Source organism: Bradyrhizobium sp. UFLA05-125, assembly GCF_059803515.1.
In genome coordinates this window covers 73,035-90,642 of sequence record NZ_JBANBJ010000031.1, presented here as the reverse complement: position 1 = coordinate 90,642, position 17,608 = coordinate 73,035, and the positions used below count along the sequence as shown (strand labels likewise).

Sequence of the window (17,608 nt, the reverse complement as noted above, 5' to 3'; positions counted from 1 at the left end):
CCATAGCGGCGCGGCAGCGCGCCAAGGCCGATGTTCTCGGCGATCGAGAGCTGGCTGGTGAGGCCCAGCTCCTGTTGAACCACCGCGACGCCTGCGCGATGTGCATCGCGGGGATTGAGCCCGCGAAACGGGCGGCCGTCGATTTCCACGACCCCCTCGTCGGGGAGCAACGCCCCCGACAGGATGTTGATCAGCGTCGACTTGCCCGCTCCGTTCTCGCCGAGCAGCGCGTGAATTCGGCCCGATTGAAGCGCGATGGATACGTCGCGCAGCACGGGATTTCCGAAAAACGACTTCGACACGCCGCGAGCGGCAAGGGTCGGAGCTGGCGTCATCTTCGTGACCGTTCCCCGTTCTGGCCTATTTTTGAGCCAGAAGCTCGTCAAAGAGCTTCTGATCGTAAGGAGAGTAGATGTAGCCGTCAGCGGGGAAATCTTTCGCCTTGGCCAGATACTGATCAATGTTCGAGTTATCGATGATCGGCAGAGGAATCTTGACGAAGGCCGGGACATCCTTGCCGCTCAACGCCTGAACGGCCGTGTAGGTCGCAAACGCGCCGAGCCAATTGGGCTGCATCGTCGCCCAGGCCTTGAGGTTTTTTGCCTTCCACAGTTCGAGGAATTGGCGTGCGTTCTCCCCCGTGATCGGAACTTGTGTGCGGCCTTGCTTGTCAAAGGCGAGAACCGAGCCGGCCGAGAGAGCGCCGCCGAGCGACAAGACTCCATCGATGTCGGGATGGGCAAAGAGAAGGTTGGTTACCGCTTCCTGAGCCGGCGCAACGTTGTAGGCGGTATTCGTCTCGGCAAGAATGGTCACATTGGGATTGGCCTTGAACACCGGCTCGGCGCCCTTGCGGCGGTCATCGCTGACGGAGATGCCGGCCGGGCCGTTCAGCACGAGGATCTTGCCCTTGCCGCCGATCGCGTCGACGAGGAATTTCGCGGCGCTCGCGCCCCACTGCTCCGAATCCGTATTGATCTTGGCGGTGACCTGATCGGTGTCGACGAGGCTGTCGAAATTGATGACGGCAATGCCCTTGGCGCAGGCGTCGGCAATCACGCGGCCCGGCGCGGAAGACGAGCCGGCGATGAGGATGATCGCATCGACATTGGAATCGATCATCGACTGGATTTGCTGGATCTGGGTGTTGGCGTCGCCTCGGGCATCAGTGACGACGAGTTTCGAGACGAGACCCTGCTTCTTGAGGTCGTCGACCTCTCTCTCGATCGTCCCCTGCGTCTCCTTCATCCAGGTCGGCACCGAATAGATATCGGCCCAACCGATCGTGAACGGCGGCTTGCGGTCGCCCTTGATGCATTTGGCCGCGGCGGCGGCTTGGCTTGACGTGCCGATCAAAGCGAATAGGCCAAGGCAAATGGCGCTAACCGCCGACAACGACGACTTCATCATCCTTCTCCCTCCAATGCGCGGCGCGCGGCGGCGCCTTCAAGGCCTGGCGCTAAGCGATGGATCGGCAGGGGCCTCCACAGGCCGATCGTAACGGCTTGTTTCCTATTTATTCCACTATAGTGGACGAACTTTCACTATAGCGGATTTCGAAAAGCTAGCTTCGTTTTAGAAATCGCGCAATAGGCAAGGGGCTGGATGGCATGAGGACCGTGGGCTTCGGGCGAAGGGCGCTGCGGTGGCTTCGCGGGCGGCTCAGGAACGCAGGCGGTGGTCGGCGCGCGAGAGAGCTCGATCGGTCCTTCGCGATTTTGGACTACCTGCGCGAATTTGGCCGGCCCGACCAAACGAGATCGCTGTCGGCGTCGACGGGATTTGCGCGGCGCCCCTCTGTTTGATAGCGCCCCGCGAAGGACGCCGTGCGCAACTACGCGCGCTACCACGACGTTCTCAGTGCCGCCGCACGGAGCCTCTCCGAAAAAGACGGACTCTTCGCCGATCTCAATGGTCAGGGCGAGCGTGGCGTAGCTTTTCCATTTTCGAGGGTCCAAAAGGCGACTCAAAAATCAAAGTCGTCAGCGCAGACCTGACATCCGGAGCGCCGTCGTATCAGAGCTACTTAGACTTCTTGATCGCGCTCGAAGGGGTAACCTAATTTTCGAGTTCGACGTACTGCCGAAGCCTGAAGATGACATCGGGCAAAGCATGTCGCAGGCGTGCCGCGTTTTGAGATGTGGTCGAGAACGGCGCGAACCTGATCATGGCATTCCATGGCCGATACCCGTAGACGATGATCGAGACCCCTGATTTCGGGAAGCCCTCTACCTTGCGAAGCTCACCAAGGACAAGGTCGGCGATCGCCACAGCGGGCAGTCGCGCTCGTTTCTCATCGTGGCCGCCGGTGGACATAGGAGCGATTGGCTTCGTTCGAGGCGCGGACTCCTCTTGAAGCGTTGGTGGCATCTCCGGCGCGGGAGGCGCGGTCGCACTCGTGGGCGCTGATTGGGCAGCCTCAGCGGGCGGATGCGACCTGGAAGCTTGCTCGTTCGTGGACTTGCCGCCCAGAATGCCGCTGATCAGCGCCACAAGGCCTGCATCCTTTTTGTCGTCACTCATTGCTCTCTCGCAGTTGTGCCCAGCTTAACACCCCCCGGAAAGGACGCCATCACGCCTGGTCAGTATGGCCGCAGTTCCTATGTTCGCAATCGAACATTCAGGCATGCAAAGGTCCGCTAATCTCCACCTCTGCGAGATACCTGAGCTCACGAAGGGACGTGCGAAAGTGTTGGATAGTTTGGTGATGCGCTGGCGGATGCGCAATTTCTTATTGGTTTGCCCATCTTGCAAAAATACCACTTCCGCGATCCGCGGACGCTACATGCTCGGTGAGGAGCGATTGACGTGCGACGGCTGCGGAGCGACTGACTCTGTGACCTTCTGGCGTTTCGAAGGGATCGCTTATCGCGCGTGTGCGGCGGAGCCACCGACTGCGCGCGTTACTGCCCGCGCTCCATAACCGGTGGTTACGGTTCTCACCTTGATCCCAAACTTCCACTGGCCGACGCGTTAGGGATGATCGCTGTGCGCGTGACAGAAAACTGAACGACAAGGAAAGTCTGCCCACAAATCCCGGGGCCGTCAGTAACCTCGATGCGCCAGTTAAGGTCCTCCCAAAATGGTCCCTCCGGTCCTTCGTTGAGAATATTCCGGCACACTTCGATCGCTACTAATTGCGCGGCAGCGACGTCCGGAAGCTCCAGCCCGATGTCATCGAAGACGGAGATGCCGCCGTGGGCGTGGAAGAAGAAGCGGGGCATCCGCACGGCTCCCCTCGAAGAGACGGCAGCGAGAGCGCGCGATCTCAGTCCGCCAACGTGAGCGACCCGATAAATAGACCGGCTGTGGAACTCGGAGGTAGGCTCTTTCGAGGGAGATGAATGCTCTTAATGGGTACGGTCCCGGTCAGAACCTGAGCTGCCGGACTTCCCCTGGTCTGAGCGCATCCGGTTTTACGCGCAGGCTGTGCCGCAGGAGCCTGGTGACATGTCCAGCGCCGATGACCCGCACAACCGCGTCGGTCGCTTTCTCCGGTTCGACCGCTGCAACCCAGTATGACCTTGCCCCATCGGGCGAGATGACCGCAACTATGGGCAAGCGGACCATCATCAAGCAATTCCATACTGAAAGTTGCAACTATGAGTATCAGGATCTATACGATCAAGAGATGGTTGTAGTTATGGTTAGCGTGCGCGGCAGCCGCGGGCCAACTGCTGGGACCGTTTCTGTTCAGAAGTAAACACGCAGCCCCTGCGCCTTCAGTCAGGTGCCTACTTGCCGAATGCGCGAAGCTCCTCGCTTGACGACTGAGCAGGGGTAATCCCGTTTCTCAATTGCGGCCGTGGTGGACCGGCCCTCTAATCGCGAGGCGAGCAAAGCTGGCGTGAGCCTCCTTGCTCCTGATCCAGCCCTCGGAAGCGGGTCACCTACTTCGGAAGTACAGGCAGGTGGCCCGCGGGGGCTGGACCGATCGCGCTCGCCTCATCAGAGCGATCTGCGTCTTCCCGCCTGCTCGGATGCAGGCGTGACAAAGCCAAGGCTCAATAGGAGCCGCCGCCGTCTGACCGGTCGTCCTGCATCAGCCCGCCATCGATTCGATCAGCGTGATCGCCGCCGCGATCGCGGAGGTAAATGGTTGGGTTTCCGCCCCTCGCTGCCGGATTCATTGCCGATCGTTGGCGGACGCCTTGAGGCTTCACCGCAGAGCGAAACGTCGGCTTGCCGCCCTCGCCAGAGTCAGCTCCGCGTCGCGGCCGACAAGCACCTTGACAACCCGTGGCTCGACGAAATATTTTATACTTAAAATAATTTGCCTCTCGGGTTTGACAGAGTTTGCAGCTCTCCACACGGCGCGGCGCGCGAAAGCGAGGGATCATGCGCATAGTCTGTATCGGCGGCGGACCGGCCGGGCTCTATCTGGGCCTCCTGATGAAGCGCCGTCACCCGGAGCACATCGTCACCGTCGTCGAACGCAACAAGCCCTACGACACTTTCGGCTGGGGCGTGGTGTTTTCCGACGCCATGATGCAGGCGATGCGGATCGCCGATCCCGAAAGCGCAGCCGAGATCGAGGACGCGTTCAATCACTGGGACGACATCGAGCTCGTCTTCAAGGGGACGCGCCAACGCACGACCGGCCATGGCTTTATCGGCATCGGACGCAAGCACCTGCTCAACATCCTGCAGCGGCGCTGCGAGGCGCTGGGCGTCGAGCTCGTCTTCGAGCGCGATGTCGAGTCCGATCTCGAATTCGCCGATGCCGACCTGATCATCGTCTCCGATGGCGTCAATTCCAGGATCCGTGCCCGCTACGCCGAACAGTTCCGGCCCGACATGGTGATCCGGCCGAACCGTTATATCTGGCTGGGCACGAAGAAAGCATTCGACGCCTTCACGTTCGACTTTCGCCGGACCGAACACGGCTGGTTCCAGGCGCATATCTACAAGTTCGATAGCGAAACCTCGACCTTCATCGTCGAGACCACGGAAGAGGCCTACAACGGCCATGGGCTTGGCGACCTCGACCAGCAGGGTTCGATCGAATTCTGCGAAAAGCTCTTCGCAGAGACGCTGGACGGAGCGAAGCTGTTGACCAACGCCCGCCATCTGCGCGGCTCGGCCTGGCTCAATTTCAGCCGCCTGATCTGCGGCAAATGGAGCGTGTTCAACGGCCGGTCCCATGTCGTGCTGATGGGCGATGCCGCGCACACCGCGCATTTCGCGATCGGCTCGGGCACCAAGCTCGCGCTCGACGACGCCATCGAACTCGCCAACCAGTTCGATCGCCACGGCCACAGTCGCGACAAGATCGAGACGGTGCTGGAAGCCTACGAAGAGGTGCGTCGGGTCGACGTTGCCCGCATCCAGAATGCGGCGCGGAACGCCATGGAATGGTTCGAGGTGGTCGGCCGGCGCTATGCCGATACGCTCGAGCCGCCGCAATTCTTCTATTCGATGCTGACACGCTCGCAGCGCATCAGCCACGAGAACCTTCGTTTGCGCGATCGAGCCTGGCTGGAAGGTTTTGAGCGCTGGTTTGCCGCGCGCTCAGGCATCGCCGTCGAGGACGGCGAACGCGTGCCGCCGCCGATGCTGACGCCGCACCGCGTGCGGGGGCTTGGCCTTGCGAACCGCATCATGGTCTCGCCGATGGCGATGTATTCGGCGCAAGATGGGCTCATCAACGACTTCCATATTGCCCATCTCGGCGCGCGCGCCATGGGCGGTGCCGGGCTGATTTTTGCCGAGATGACCTGCGTCTCGCCCGATGCCCGGATCACGCCCGGCTGTCTCGGCCTCTGGAATGACGCGCAGGCGGCGCAGTGGCGCCGCCTGGTCGATCTGATCCATGGCCTCGGACACGCCAAAGTCGGGATTCAACTTGGCCATGCCGGACGAAAGGGATCGACGAAGCTCGCATGGGATGGCATCGATGAGCCGCTGGAATCAGGCAACTGGCCGCTGATCTCTGCGTCGCCGCTGCCCTATCTGCCCCACAGCCAGCTGCCCCGGGCGATGGATCGCAGCGACATGGATCGCGTGCGCGACGATTTCGTCGCGGCAACGATTCGCGCGGCTGCGGCCGGCGTCGAGTGGCTCGAACTCCATTGCGCCCACGGGTATCTGCTGTCGAGCTTCCTGTCGCCACTGACCAACCGACGGACCGATGAGTACGGCGGTAGCCACGAGGACCGTGCGCGTTTTCCGCTGGAGGTGTTCAGCGCGATGCGCTCCGTGTGGCCTTCCGATCGTCCAACATCGGTGCGCCTGTCCTGCCATGACTGGACCGTAGGCGGCAACACGCCGGCCGATGCGGCGATCTTCGCCGCGATGTTCAAGGAAGCGGGCGCAGACGTGATCGATTGTTCGTCCGGACAGGTCTGGAAGGACGATCGGCCGATCTATGGACGCCTGTATCAGACGCCGTTCGCTGACCTGATCCGCAATGAGGTTGGTGTTGAGACCATCGCGGTCGGTGCGATCTCCGAGGCCGATCACGCCAACTCGATCCTCGCCGCCGGCCGCGCCGATCTCTGTGCTATTGCGCGGCCGCACCTGGCAGATCCAGCCTGGACGCTGCACGAAGCGGCGCGCATCGGTGTCACCGCCGTCACCTGGCCCAAGCAATATCTGTCCGCCAAGGGCCAATATGAAACCAATCTCGCCCGCGCCGCCGCGGCGGCCGCGCAGGAGATCTCAAAATGAGCTCGCTTGCCAAGGTGATCAGGCGCGACTGGCTGGACTGGCCGTTCTTTGAGCCGCGCCATCATGCGATCGGCGAGGCGCTCGACCACTTCGTGCAGTCGGGGATCCTCGACAAGATCGACCACAACGATGTCGACGGCGCCTGCCGCAGGCTCGTGCGCGCTATGGGCGAGGCGGGGTTGCTCGATTGCGCCGTCGCTGCACCTGATGGTGATGCGACAACGATCGATTCGCGCTCGATCTGCCTGTCGCGGGAGTCGCTCGCCTATGCCGACGGGCTCGCCGATTTCGCCTTCGCCATGCAGGGGCTCGGCTCCGGCGCGATCGCGCTCGGCGGCTCGGCGGAGCTGCGCAATGCCGTGCTGCCAAAGGTTCGATCGGGTGAATGGCTGTCGGCCTTCGCGCTGTCGGAGAAGGAAGCAGGGTCGGACGTTGCGGCGATGTCGTGCGCTGCCCGCGCCGACGGCGAGGACTACGTCATCGACGGCGAAAAGACCTGGATATCGAACGGCGGCATCGCCGACGTCTACACGCTGTTCGCGCGAACCGGGGAGGCGCCGGGCGCTCGCGGTATTTCGGCCTTCGTCGTCTTCCCCAGCGATCCCGGCTTTGGCATTGCCGAGCGTATCGACGTCATCGCGCCGCATCCGCTGGCGACGTTACGCTTTACGAACTGCCGGATCCCGGCGAGCCGTCGGCTTGGCGCGCCCGGCGGCGGCTTCAGGCTCGCCATGCAGACGCTCGACATCTTCCGCGCCTCGGTCGCCGCCGCGGCCCTCGGTTTTGCGCGGCGGGCGCTCGATGAGGCGCTATCGCATGCGCAGAGCCGGCACATGTTTGGTGCGACACTCGGCGATCTCCAGTTGACCCAGGCCGCGCTCGGTGAGATGGCGACAGACACCGATGCCGCAGCGCTCCTGACCTACCGCGCGGCCTGGCGCCGCGACGTTCAGAAGCTTCCAACCACCCGCGAAGCGGCGATGGCAAAGCTGACGGCGACTGAGACCGCGCAGCGCGTCATCGACCGCGCCGTGCAGATGTTCGGCGGACGCGGCGTACGCAAGGGCGAGATCGTCGAGAGCCTTTACCGCGAAATCCGCGCGCTGCGGATCTACGAGGGCGCGACGGAGGTCCAGAAACTGATCGTTGCGCGCGAGCTGTTGAAGCCGCGCTGAGGCTGCCGGCGAAGAGAGCTCAGGCACTCGCGCGCGCGACGCCGTCGCCGAGGCGCTGTTGCTCCTCGGTGAGATGGCCCGCGATCGCGTCTCTTCGCATCGGCTTTGCGAAATAGTAGCCCTGGATATAGTCGCAGCCGAGGCGACGGAGGCTCTCGAGCTGCGCGCGCGTCTCGACGCCTTCGACGACGCACGCGATCTCCATGTCCGCGCACAGGCCCGTCAGCGACTTGATGATCTTGTGGCTCACAGGATTGTCGTTGACATCGGCGACGAAGCTGCGATCGATCTTGATCTTGTCGAGTGGCAGGCGGTGGACGTGACTAAGCGAGGAATAGCCGGTGCCGAAATCGTCCAGCGAGATGCCGCAGCCCATCGCTTTCAGCGTCGCGATCGATTGCTGCGCCCGCACGAAATCGAACGTGACCGCAGTCTCCGTGATCTCGAAATCGATCCGCCGCGGCGGCAGGCCGCTCTTCTCGATCACCGAGATCAGCGGCAAAATGCCGTCGGACGAGCAGATGTCGTGGGCCGAGAGGTTGAACGACAGGCTTATATCGTCGGGCCAGGTCTTGGCCGTTGCGAGCGCGCGAACGAGCAGCGCCTGCGTCAGGCTGCGAATCAGACCAATGCGCTCGGCGGCGGGGATGAAGTCCGCCGGCGAGACGAGGCCTAGCCGCGGTGAGTGCCAGCGGGCCAGCACCTCGAAGCCGGCGGTGCGCTCGCTCATGGCATCGACGATCGGCTGGAAGACCAGTTCCATCTCCGCGTCGAAGTCGGCGGTGCGCAACAGGTTCTCGATGACGCCGCGGCTGCGAATCTCCGCTTCCAGCTCGCTCGAGAAGATCACGGCGCGGCCGCGCGCGTGGCGCTTGGCGTGGTAGAGCGCATAGTCGGCGCATTCGTAGAGGACTTCCGGATCCGTCGCCGAGCGCGGATACAACGCAAATCCGATCGAGCAGGAGAGGCCTGTATGTGCCGTGTCGAGCTGATAGGGCAGCTTGACACGGTCGCCTATCCGGGCGCCGAGTTCGACGAGATCCTCGTCGCTGGGATCGCCGCTGACCACGAGACCGAATTCGTCGCCGCCGAGCCGCGCGAACTCGACGCGATGCGAGCCGAAGTCTTCGCAGACTTCGCGGATGCGCCGGCCCGCTTCGATCAGCACGCGATCGCCGACGGTGTGGCCGTAATTGTCGTTGATTGGTTTGAAGCCGTCGAGGTCGATGATCCCGACCGCAAGTCGGATCTGCCGGCGCTCGGCATCGGCAAAGGCGTTGGCAAGTTCAGCAAAGAAGCGTCGGCGGTTCGGAAGCTCGGTCAGGGAATCGAGATTGGCGAGACGGAAATTCTCGTCCGACAGCGCTTGCGTCGCCGCCTGTTGCGCAAGTAGCGACTTGCGGGATGCGACGAGGTCGGCGAAGTCGCGGTAGTAGATGAATAGCACCGTTATCAACGCGCCCGACACCAGGAGGTCGTTGACGGCTATCGCCATCAGCGTCGGTTCGCCCGTCGCGAAGTAGAAGATGACGTAGGGAATATCGACGAGCAGTGTGACGATCAGGGCGGCAGAGCGCAGGTGCATCAGCGAGAAGATGCAGCCGATCACGGTCACCGCCATGTAGAAGGCGACATGGCTCTTGGCGAAGGGATCGCCGTATGGGTAGAGCGCGAAGGACCAGGCGGTGAATCCCACCGCGATCGGAATCGTGAGCCAATTGGTAGCGCGCAGGTTGCGCAGAATGTCCGCGTCGCTGCGCACGAGATGGCGCTGGCGCAGCCACCAGAATGTCCGCAATGCTGCGAGCACGGTCAGGACCGAGGGCACCGCCATTGTCAGCCAGGCCGGGGCGAGCGGCACATAGGTATAGGCCACAGCGAGCGTGTTGGTGATCAGGATGAAGTAGAGCAGTGGAATCTGCTTCGAGAAGGCGTCGAACTGGGCGCGCGTCAGGTCGGGGTTGTCGGCGGGCACGCGAAACAGCCGTACCGCTGCAGCGAGGTAAGATTTCAGATCCGCAATTGGCATTGAAAAGCGAGCCCCAGATTCCGCGAACGTGTCCCGGCAAAGTCCTTTGAAACGCGTGCGATCTTGCACAGGACGGGTAAAGGGCGGGTTAGACGGGTTCCATGGAGGAACCTCCGAAGATCATGCGAAACTCCGTATTTCCACTGGCGTGGCGCGCCGTTGAAGGTGACGTTAACGATAGTGGACGGAGCAGGTGGCCGTTTCGGCTGCAAATTCCGCAACATTGGGGCCGTTACGCCCTGCTAACCATGCGCATGGAGGGACGAGGTCCACTCGCGGTTTCGACGCGCGGGACCGCGCGTCTCACTGCAGGCTGCGCTTCCAGTAGCCGGTGCCAAGCTTGCCGGTGATGACGGCGGTGGCGTCGCGGACCTCATAGGAGCCGGCGTCGGAGTAGCCCGAGAGTCCTCTCAAGGCGCGCAGCGACCAGTGGCCGTTCATGGCGGCAATCGTGCCTTCATGTGCCGGCGCGGCGCGCCGGCCTTCGGCGTGGAATGCATAGGTGCCATCGCCCATGATGCGCCACGTCCAGCGCGACATACCACGAGCATTCGGCACCATGATCTCCCAGGTGCCGACCAGCGCAGGGTCGATGACGGCGATGGGCGCCGGCGCAGCCGCGGTCGATGGTGCGGCATTTGCCTGTTTCGTGCCCTCTTGCTCGGCCGCAGACGGCGCGCCCGCGAGATAGATCGCCCGGCGCGAGAGTGAGCCGTAGACGAAGGGTTGCTGCTCGTTGCGTGTTGCCTCCATGACGTCGTCGCGAACGTTGCGGAACATGAAGGTGATCTCGACGCCCGGCGTCTCGATATTGTGCAGCAGCGCCGTGGTGAACGGGCTGTTGCGGCCGTCGCCGTCGAGCGCGGTCGTGCCGTCGCGCGCGGCATAGGCGACCAGCACGTTCCCGGCCGGCTCGATGCGGCCGAGGCCGCTGGTTGCCGCGGCGCGCAGCGCCAGCGACCGCTGCATCTTCGCCGCGAACGGGTTGTTGCGGCAGGCATCGAGGATCACGAGGCCGAGGCTCGCGGTGTTCGCGACCTGCAACATCACGCTGCGCAGGCTGATTGCCTCGTTGACCGCGTCGGTGTCCTTCTTCAATTCAGCATCGACCGGGATCAGCCAGTTCTCGCCGCTGATCTCCATACCGTGGCCGGCGAAATAGACCGCCGCCATGTCGGCACCCGCGGCATCGCGCCCGAGGGCGATCAGGCTGCGCCGCATCTCGTCGAACGAGCCGTTGGCGATGAGGGTGACCGTGAAGCCGAGACGCCTGAGCGCGGTTGCGACATCGCCGGCATCGTTCGGCGGATTAGACAGGGCCGGCACACTTCGGTAGGCGCCGTTGCCGATCACCAGCGCCACGCGCCTGCCGTCGGCCACGGCCGGCGCGTGAGCGAAGCCCGCGAGCGCAGCGGCGAGGACAAACCCGAGCAGAAGCCGGTGTCGGTTCATGGTCGCCCCGATCTAAGGTGGTAATAACACGGGGACTGAGATGACGAGAGCAGCATTCGAAATCGATGTGAAGGGGAACCGAAACTGGAACGCAACAAGCGCGGCTACCATTCGTCTGGTGGGCTGATCGAGGAGCAAAAAAATAGTTCTAGATCATAATCATGATGGCTCAGATGCAGAAATAGAAATTAAGCTGTGGGAAAACACGACAAGAAAGTAGACCGGCAAAAAGGGGAGGAAGTGAATGGAAACCGTGCGCCGCCTGCGTGCAATGGCCTCGCTCTGCCGACAGAGCGCTGCGTATCGTCCCGAAAGAAGCTGGAAGCTGCTTGCTGAGGCGGAATATTGGGAGCACGCTGCAGACGCTGCCGTGCAGGAGCATTTCAGGGAATGCACGGCCAGCTCGAATGAACTGGTGCAGCCACAACAAGCTGCCAATGCCAATCAGATGCGAGAGGGAAAGATCGTGGCAGCGTGAATGCTGTCAGTGCCGATGGCTGGAGCATCTCGCTCCTCAATTTCTTTGATCCGAAGCAGTCAATTCCTTTGGCGTCGCGGCGTTCGCATTCCTGCGTAGCCACGGCTCGACCAAAATCATCGTCCGTATCTCGCTGAAAGCGACGGAACCGCGGATCGTAGCAGCAAAACCGTGCGAGAATCCGCTCTCGGGCATGCTGATCCGTAACCGCTGATTGTAGCAGGCAAAGCACGCGCGGGCGGTGCTTCCGCCCACGCGCAGATGCGTGCCCGTCACGTGATCGCGATCGGGCAGCCGTTGCTTCCCGTGGCGCCTTTGATGGGGGCCGGCGTGAAGCAATAGACGAACTGGTACTTCTTGTCGGCGATCAGCTCGTCGAAGATCAGGTTCTCGTGGTTGTGGATGCCGTGCTTGGTTTGCAGCTCGGCGTGCACCACGAAGGCGAGCGACTTGTCGGGATTGGGCACCACCTCGACCGCCCAGGTGTCGGCCGCGGTGAGCGCGAGATCCTTGTCGATCACCCATCGCGCAGCGTCCAGCCCGATGCCCGGCTCGCCGCTGTTGAAGCGATCATTGTTCTTCATCCAGAGCGAACCCCAACCGGTGTGAAACATGATCGCATCGCCCGGCTTGATGTCGCTCTCCGACATGTTCTGCTTGGCTAGCGCTGCCTTGATGTCGGCTGAGGTGATCTCCTGGCCAGCATCCATCATCCCGCCCTTGAGCGCGACCATGTCGATGAGATGGGCACGGGTGAACAGCGGCTTGAGCTTCTCGACGCCCAGCTTCTTGAGGCCATAGGCGTCACTGATCTCTGCCGCGGTGTGACCGTTGTAGAAGCGCATCTCGCTCTTGTCGCCGTCCTTGCCGAGCTGGATGCCGATGTGGCCGAGTCCGTCGAACTGCGTGCCGGTCTGGCCAATCTCGGTGGTCAGAAACTCGTCGTGATAGACCATCTTGTTGTCGCCGAAAGGACCGCCGGTCGGACTGCCTGGAATACGCAACGTGAATACGCGCGGACCGAACAGCGGCATGCCGCCTTCGTAGACGCGGCCGATCTTGTAGATCTTGCCGTCCTTGATCCATTTTACGGCATCGAGAACTTTTTCCGGCGTGATGTGGTTGGAGGCGCCGGCCTCATCCTCCTCGCCCCATTTCGAGGGCCACCATGGCTTGTCTGTTCCCTTGGGCATGGAGGTGGGAGTCTGCGCCTGGGCTTCGCTAACCGGCGCGAGCGAGAACTTGCCGTGCATCGCGCCCGCGAGCGCTGCCCCTGCGGCACCGGCGAGGCCTGCCGTGCGGAGTACGGTCCGACGATCAGTCGTGGTCATTCCGCCTTGCAGTTCCCCGTCCTTGATTTCATTAGGCATTTTACCCTCCCAGTAGAGGCCCAGAGAAGCCGGGCTCTAAAATTGTTTTCGGCATGCTCCTCCTACGTTAGGTTGTTGTCCAGCGACAAAAATAAGACGGCAACGCGAGGGGCGCCGATGAGTCTGTTCGAGAGCGACAAATCCGCCGAGCGGCTTCCAGTGTCGTTGATTACCGGCTTTCTCGGCAGCGGGAAGACGACACTGCTCAATCATGTGCTGCACCACGACGACATGAAGGACAGCGCAGTCGTCATCAACGAATATGGTGAGGTCAGCCTCGACCATCTCCTCGTCGAGCGCATCGATGGCGAGGTGGCCGTGCTTGCGAGCGGCTGCATCTGCTGCACTGTCCGCAGCGACCTCGAGGAAACACTGCGTGGGCTCCTCGTGCGGCGCGATCGCAGCGAGGTGGCGCCATTCCGCCGCATCCTCATCGAGACCACCGGTCTCGCCGATCCCGCGCCGATCGTGCAACTCCTGCTGAACAATCCGCTGGTCTCGCATTTCCTGCGGCTCGATGCCGTCGTGACCACGGTGGATGCCGTCAACGCGCCGCATCAGCTCGACCGTCAGTACGAGGCGGTGAAACAGGTCGCGCTCGCCGACCGGTTGCTGATCACGAAGTCTGATCTGGCCGGCGACACCGCCGCGCTCGAAGCCCGTCTGCGCCGGCTCAATCCCGGTGCCGGAATCGAACCCGTGGCGCATGGCGAGATCGATCCGGCGCGGCTGTTTGGCGCCGGCCTCATCGATCCTGAGAAGAGGACCGTCGATGTCGCGCGGTGGCTCAACGAGCAGGCCTTCGTGACACCTCGTGAGCCGCAGCACGCCCACGACCACGGCCAACACCATCACGACGTATCGATCGGAAGCTTCATGCTGGCCTTCGACGAACCGCTCGACTGGATGGCGGTCTCGAACTGGCTTGCGCATCTGCGCTCCGGGCGAGGCGAGGACCTCCTGCGCGTCAAGGGGATTCTCAACCTCCGCGACGAGCCGGCGCCGGTCGCAATCCACGGCGTACACCACGTTTTCCATCCGCCGGTGGCGCTCGCAGAATGGCCCGACGCCGACCGCCGCTCGCGCATCGTGTTCATCACCCGCAACATTGCGCGCGACGAGGTGCTGGCGCTCTGGCAGGCCGTCCGCGCGGCTGCGTGAGCTCAGGCCGCTACGCTGCTCCTCCGTCTCGATCGCAAATGCGCAGGAAGTCTTCGCTGCGGTTGATCTGCATCAATCGCTGGCCGGCTCGCTGTGGGAGGATGCCAACAAACTCAGTGGAGTTCGAACATGGACCGTGCAATCGGACTGGCGGAGTTGGCTGAAGCAGAGAAACGGGTTGCGCTAGGCGAGCGGCACATCGTGCAGCAGGAGCGGCGTATCGCCGAGTTGGATCGCGATGGTCATGATACCAGGGAAGTGTTCGCGCTGCTGGATACGTTTCGGCAAACGCAGGTCCAGCACGTAGCGCACCGCGATTTCATCCTCATACGGTTGGGGCAGGCGCCGCAGGTTGCACGCGGATCGATCTTTCGACCGGGGCAGTACGAAGGCGTGGACATTCTGGGGAACAGAAAGTGGCCCTGATCCGGCTCATTCCCACGGCTGTTCTTGCGCTGCATCCGCCGGACGATATGCCGGATCACGCACGGGCTCAGATCAGGCCGTGCAGCACGTCGATCAGCCGGCCGCACTCCTCTTCCGTACCGACCGTGATGCGCAGGAAGTTCTCGATGCGCGGCTTCTTGAAATGCCGGACCAGAACGCCGCGTTGCCGGAGCGAAACCGCGAGATCGGCACCGCCTTGGCTCCGATGGCGCGCGAAGACGAAGTTGGCTTGCGACGGCAGCACCTCGAAGCCGAGCCCAGAGAGCTCACGCGTCAGCGTTTCGCGGTTCGCCATGATGCGTGTACGGGTCTCCTGAAACCACGCGTCGTCCGCGATGGCAGCAGTGGCGCCTGCGAGGGCGAGGCAATCGATGGGGTAGGAGTTGAAACTGTCCTTCACCCGCTCCAGCGCCTCGATCAACGGCCGCTGCCCGATCGCAAAGCCGACCCGCAGGCCGGCGAGCGCCCGCGATTTCGAGAAGGTCTGGATGACGAGTAGATTGTCGTGGCGTGCCACGAGCGGCACGGCGCTCTCGGCGCCGAAATCGACATAGGCCTCGTCGACCACTACGAGCTGGTCCGGATGCTCGGTAAGCAGCGCTGCGATCGCATCGCGCGGAAGGCCGATGCCGGTCGGCGCGTTTGGATTGGATAGCAGGATCGCGCTGCATGGCTGCCGGTAGTCGGCAATCTGCACCCGCATTGCGGCATCGAGCGGCACCTCCTCGTGAGCGATGCCATAGAGGCGGCAATAGACGGGGTAGAAGCTGTAGGTGACGTCGGGAAACAAAAGCGGCGCATCGTGCTTCAATAGCGCCTGGAAGGTATGGGCCAACACCTCGTCCGAGCCGTTGCCGACGAACACCTCTTCGGGCGCGACCTTGTAATGGGTGGCGATCGCCTCGCGCAGCTGCGATGCGCGCGGATCGGGATAGAGACGGAGCCGCTCTGCCGCCGCCGCGACCGCCGCGAGTACGTGCGGCGAGGGCAGATAGGGATTCTCGTTGGTGTTGAGCTTGACGACGCCGTCCTGCTTGGGCTGTTCGCCCGGTACGTAGGGCGACAAGGTATTGACGACGGGACTCCAGAAGCGGCTCATGATCTCTGACCTAGGGGGCTGATCGGATCACAGTAGGGTATGCCGGTCGTGGGCGGAAGCCCGCTCGTGTTTGAAGCTCGAACCTGATCTGCGCAAACGTCGCAGGTCAGTACGTTCCTGCGAGCGAAGGCTTCATGATAGGGTCGGCACCCAAGGTCGAAATGACTGACAACAAGAACGAAGGCCGGCACACAAGCCGAGCCGATGAGAGAGGAACACATGCCGGGCGCAGCCCTTCCCACCGATCCCTCCGTTCCAGGCGCGCCGGTGACGGTCGCCATCCTCGACGCCTTGCGGGACATCGTGGGTGACAAGGGCCTGATCCTGGACGAGCAGGACAAGCAGCCCTTCGTGACCGAATGGCGCGGCGTGCTGGCCGGCCAGGCTGCGGCGGTCGTGCGCCCGGCCAACACCGGGGAAGTCTCAAGAGTCGTGAAGCTCTGTTACGACAACGGCATTGCCATCGTGCCGCAGGGCGGCAATACCGGCTTGATGGGCGGGGCGACGCCGTGGCCGTCACACCGCGGCATCGTGCTGTCACTAGGCCGCATGAACCACGTGCTCAACATCGATCCCGTCGGCTATTCCATGACCGTGGAGGCGGGCTGCATCCTCCAGACCCTTCAGGAGACCGCGGCGAGCCACGACCGGTTCTTTCCGCTCAGCCTTGGCGCGCAGGGGTCGTGCATGATCGGAGGCAATCTGTCGACCAATGCCGGCGGCGTGCAGGTGCTGCGCTATGGCAATGCGCGCAATCTCGTGCTTGGTCTCGAAGTCGTGCTGCCGAACGGCGAGGTCTGGGACGGCTTGCGGGCGCTCAAGAAGGACAACACCGGCTACGATCTCAAGCATCTCTTCATGGGCGCCGAGGGGACGCTCGGCATCATCACCAAGGCGGTGCTGAAACTCTGGCCGGCGCCGAAGGACGTGTCCACCGCATGGCTCGCGATCCGCGATCCCCGCGCGGCCGTGGAGCTTCTCTCCGAGGCGCATGCCGCTTCGGAGGACAATGTCGGCTCCTGCGAGCTCATGAGCCGCGCCGGCATCGAGATGGTGATGCGCCACATCCCTGGCATCCAGGATCCGCTCAAGGCCGAGTCCGGCTGGTATCTTCTGCTCGAATGGGCCTCGTCGCGGCCCCGCGTGGACGGGGCGACGGGCATGTCGGAAAGAATGGAGCAGTTCCTCGCCGAGCAGTTCGAAGCGGGCCGCGTGCTGGACGCGGCGATCGCGCAGACCGAAGCGCAGTCGCGCAACATGTGGCGCATTCGCGAAAGCGTGGCCGAGGCCGCGCGTGCCGAGGGGCCGGGCCTGAGCTACGACGTGTCGGTCGCGATATCGAGAATTCCTGAATTCATCGACCAGGGCCTCAAGGCAGTGCTCGAGATCCTGCCGACGATCCGTCCCTATCCGCTCGGCCATATCGGAGACGGCAATCTGCACTTTTCCTTCATGGGGCCGATCGGCATGGACCGGCCGACGCTCACGCAATATTCCGCTGCGATAACGCGTAGCGTGAACGACCTCATCACCTCAATGGGCGGCTCGATCTCGGCCGAGCACGGGATCGGCATCGAGAAGATCGACGAGCTGGCGCATTACCGTTCGAGGACCGAGCTCGACGTCATGCGCACGATCAAGCGCGCGCTCGACCCGAAGAACATCATGAACCCGGGCAAGATCCTGCGGCTCTGAGCTCACCAAATCTCGATTTGACATTTCGTCTTG

Annotated in this window: 14 protein-coding genes; 6 read left to right on the top strand and 8 right to left on the bottom strand. The window is 62.9% G+C overall.

Features of this window, described 5'->3' with window-relative positions; translation table 11 throughout:
- The 4 genes from SO156_RS25080 to SO156_RS25065 all read right to left on the bottom strand — a co-directional run.
- Nucleotides 1-335, bottom strand: a 335-nt coding sequence (locus SO156_RS25080; RefSeq protein WP_498536594.1) for an ATP-binding cassette domain-containing protein, incomplete at its 3' end; no start/stop codon positions are given.
- Between the two features lie 25 nt (nt 336-360).
- Nucleotides 361-1,410, bottom strand: coding sequence for an ABC transporter substrate-binding protein (locus SO156_RS25075; protein WP_458146730.1), 1,050 nt, complete (start codon nt 1,408-1,410; stop codon nt 361-363).
- A 648-nt stretch (nt 1,411-2,058) separates the two neighbouring features.
- Nucleotides 2,059-2,523 (bottom strand): hypothetical protein, encoded by a 465-nt coding sequence (locus tag SO156_RS25070; RefSeq protein WP_498536593.1) that lies wholly within the window; start codon nt 2,521-2,523, stop codon nt 2,059-2,061.
- 416 nt (nt 2,524-2,939) lie between these two features.
- Nucleotides 2,940-3,224, bottom strand: coding sequence for a DUF6894 family protein (locus SO156_RS25065; RefSeq protein ID WP_458146732.1), 285 nt, complete (start codon nt 3,222-3,224; stop codon nt 2,940-2,942).
- Between the two features lie 1,114 nt (nt 3,225-4,338).
- On the opposite strand from SO156_RS25065, the gene SO156_RS25060 reads away from it, so the two are divergent.
- Both SO156_RS25060 and SO156_RS25055 read left to right on the top strand, forming a co-directional pair.
- The gene (locus tag SO156_RS25060) at nt 4,339-6,669 is read left to right on the top strand and encodes a bifunctional salicylyl-CoA 5-hydroxylase/oxidoreductase (RefSeq protein WP_498536592.1); all 2,331 of its coding nucleotides are present in this window, start codon (nt 4,339-4,341) and stop codon (nt 6,667-6,669) included.
- The gene (locus SO156_RS25055; protein ID WP_498536591.1) at nt 6,666-7,844 is read left to right on the top strand and encodes an acyl-CoA dehydrogenase family protein; all 1,179 of its coding nucleotides are present in this window, start codon (nt 6,666-6,668) and stop codon (nt 7,842-7,844) included. The genes SO156_RS25060 and SO156_RS25055 overlap by 4 nt, the downstream gene beginning before the upstream one ends.
- A gap of 19 nt (nt 7,845-7,863) precedes the next feature.
- Here the strand turns inward: SO156_RS25055 and SO156_RS25050 are convergent, their stop codons facing one another.
- Nucleotides 7,864-9,873: a putative bifunctional diguanylate cyclase/phosphodiesterase gene (locus SO156_RS25050; protein ID WP_458146735.1), complete on the bottom strand. Its 2,010-nt coding sequence runs from the start codon at nt 9,871-9,873 to the stop codon at nt 7,864-7,866.
- Nucleotides 9,874-10,176: 303 nt separating this feature from the next.
- Nucleotides 10,177-11,325: a caspase family protein gene (locus SO156_RS25045; RefSeq protein ID WP_498536590.1), complete on the bottom strand. Its 1,149-nt coding sequence runs from the start codon at nt 11,323-11,325 to the stop codon at nt 10,177-10,179.
- A gap of 244 nt (nt 11,326-11,569) precedes the next feature.
- Between SO156_RS25045 and SO156_RS25040 the strand changes: the two genes are divergently transcribed.
- Nucleotides 11,570-11,803: a hypothetical protein gene (locus SO156_RS25040; RefSeq protein ID WP_498536589.1), complete on the top strand. Its 234-nt coding sequence runs from the start codon at nt 11,570-11,572 to the stop codon at nt 11,801-11,803.
- A 272-nt stretch (nt 11,804-12,075) separates the two neighbouring features.
- Here SO156_RS25040 and SO156_RS25035 read toward each other — a convergent pair whose 3' ends face one another.
- Nucleotides 12,076-13,173, bottom strand: coding sequence for a cyclase family protein (locus SO156_RS25035; RefSeq protein ID WP_498536588.1), 1,098 nt, complete (start codon nt 13,171-13,173; stop codon nt 12,076-12,078).
- Between the two features lie 117 nt (nt 13,174-13,290).
- Between SO156_RS25035 and SO156_RS25030 the strand changes: the two genes are divergently transcribed.
- The gene (locus SO156_RS25030; protein WP_498536587.1) at nt 13,291-14,334 is read left to right on the top strand and encodes a CobW family GTP-binding protein; all 1,044 of its coding nucleotides are present in this window, start codon (nt 13,291-13,293) and stop codon (nt 14,332-14,334) included.
- Nucleotides 14,335-14,463: 129 nt separating this feature from the next.
- Nucleotides 14,464-14,760 carry a hypothetical protein gene (locus SO156_RS25025; protein ID WP_498536586.1) on the top strand — a complete coding sequence of 99 codons (297 nt, stop codon included), beginning with the start codon at nt 14,464-14,466 and terminating at the stop codon, nt 14,758-14,760.
- Nucleotides 14,761-14,827: 67 nt separating this feature from the next.
- On the opposite strand, the gene hisC is transcribed toward SO156_RS25025, so the two are convergent.
- On the bottom strand, nt 14,828-15,880 hold the full coding sequence (gene hisC / locus SO156_RS25020; RefSeq protein ID WP_498536585.1) for a histidinol-phosphate transaminase: 1,053 nt from the start codon (nt 15,878-15,880) through the stop codon (nt 14,828-14,830).
- A 219-nt stretch (nt 15,881-16,099) separates the two neighbouring features.
- Here hisC and SO156_RS25015 point away from each other — a divergent pair, with 219 nt between their 5' ends.
- A complete protein-coding gene (locus SO156_RS25015; protein WP_498536584.1) occupies nt 16,100-17,575 on the top strand; it encodes an FAD-binding oxidoreductase in 1,476 nt (491 codons plus the stop codon).
- Nucleotides 17,576-17,608: the final 33 nt, after the last annotated feature.

Excerpts from the sequence above, each read along its gene's own strand:
- SO156_RS25040 (WP_498536589.1), top strand. The coding sequence starts at position 11,570 with ATGGAAACCGTGCGCCGCCTGCGTGCAATGGCCTCGCTCTGCCGACAG.
- SO156_RS25030 (WP_498536587.1), top strand. The coding sequence starts at position 13,291 with ATGAGTCTGTTCGAGAGCGACAAATCCGCCGAGCGGCTTCCAGTGTCG.
- SO156_RS25065 (WP_458146732.1), bottom strand. The coding sequence starts at position 3,224 with ATGCCCCGCTTCTTCTTCCACGCCCACGGCGGCATCTCCGTCTTCGAT.
- SO156_RS25060 (WP_498536592.1), top strand. The coding sequence starts at position 4,339 with ATGCGCATAGTCTGTATCGGCGGCGGACCGGCCGGGCTCTATCTGGGC.
- SO156_RS25075 (WP_458146730.1), bottom strand. The coding sequence starts at position 1,410 with ATGATGAAGTCGTCGTTGTCGGCGGTTAGCGCCATTTGCCTTGGCCTA.
- SO156_RS25050 (WP_458146735.1), bottom strand. The coding sequence starts at position 9,873 with ATGCCAATTGCGGATCTGAAATCTTACCTCGCTGCAGCGGTACGGCTG.
- SO156_RS25015 (WP_498536584.1), top strand. The coding sequence starts at position 16,100 with ATGCCGGGCGCAGCCCTTCCCACCGATCCCTCCGTTCCAGGCGCGCCG.
- hisC (WP_498536585.1), bottom strand. The coding sequence starts at position 15,880 with ATGAGCCGCTTCTGGAGTCCCGTCGTCAATACCTTGTCGCCCTACGTA.
- SO156_RS25045 (WP_498536590.1), bottom strand. The coding sequence starts at position 11,325 with ATGAACCGACACCGGCTTCTGCTCGGGTTTGTCCTCGCCGCTGCGCTC.
- SO156_RS25025 (WP_498536586.1), top strand. The coding sequence starts at position 14,464 with ATGGACCGTGCAATCGGACTGGCGGAGTTGGCTGAAGCAGAGAAACGG.
- SO156_RS25055 (WP_498536591.1), top strand. The coding sequence starts at position 6,666 with ATGAGCTCGCTTGCCAAGGTGATCAGGCGCGACTGGCTGGACTGGCCG.
- SO156_RS25035 (WP_498536588.1), bottom strand. The coding sequence starts at position 13,173 with ATGCCTAATGAAATCAAGGACGGGGAACTGCAAGGCGGAATGACCACG.
- SO156_RS25070 (WP_498536593.1), bottom strand. The coding sequence starts at position 2,523 with ATGAGTGACGACAAAAAGGATGCAGGCCTTGTGGCGCTGATCAGCGGC.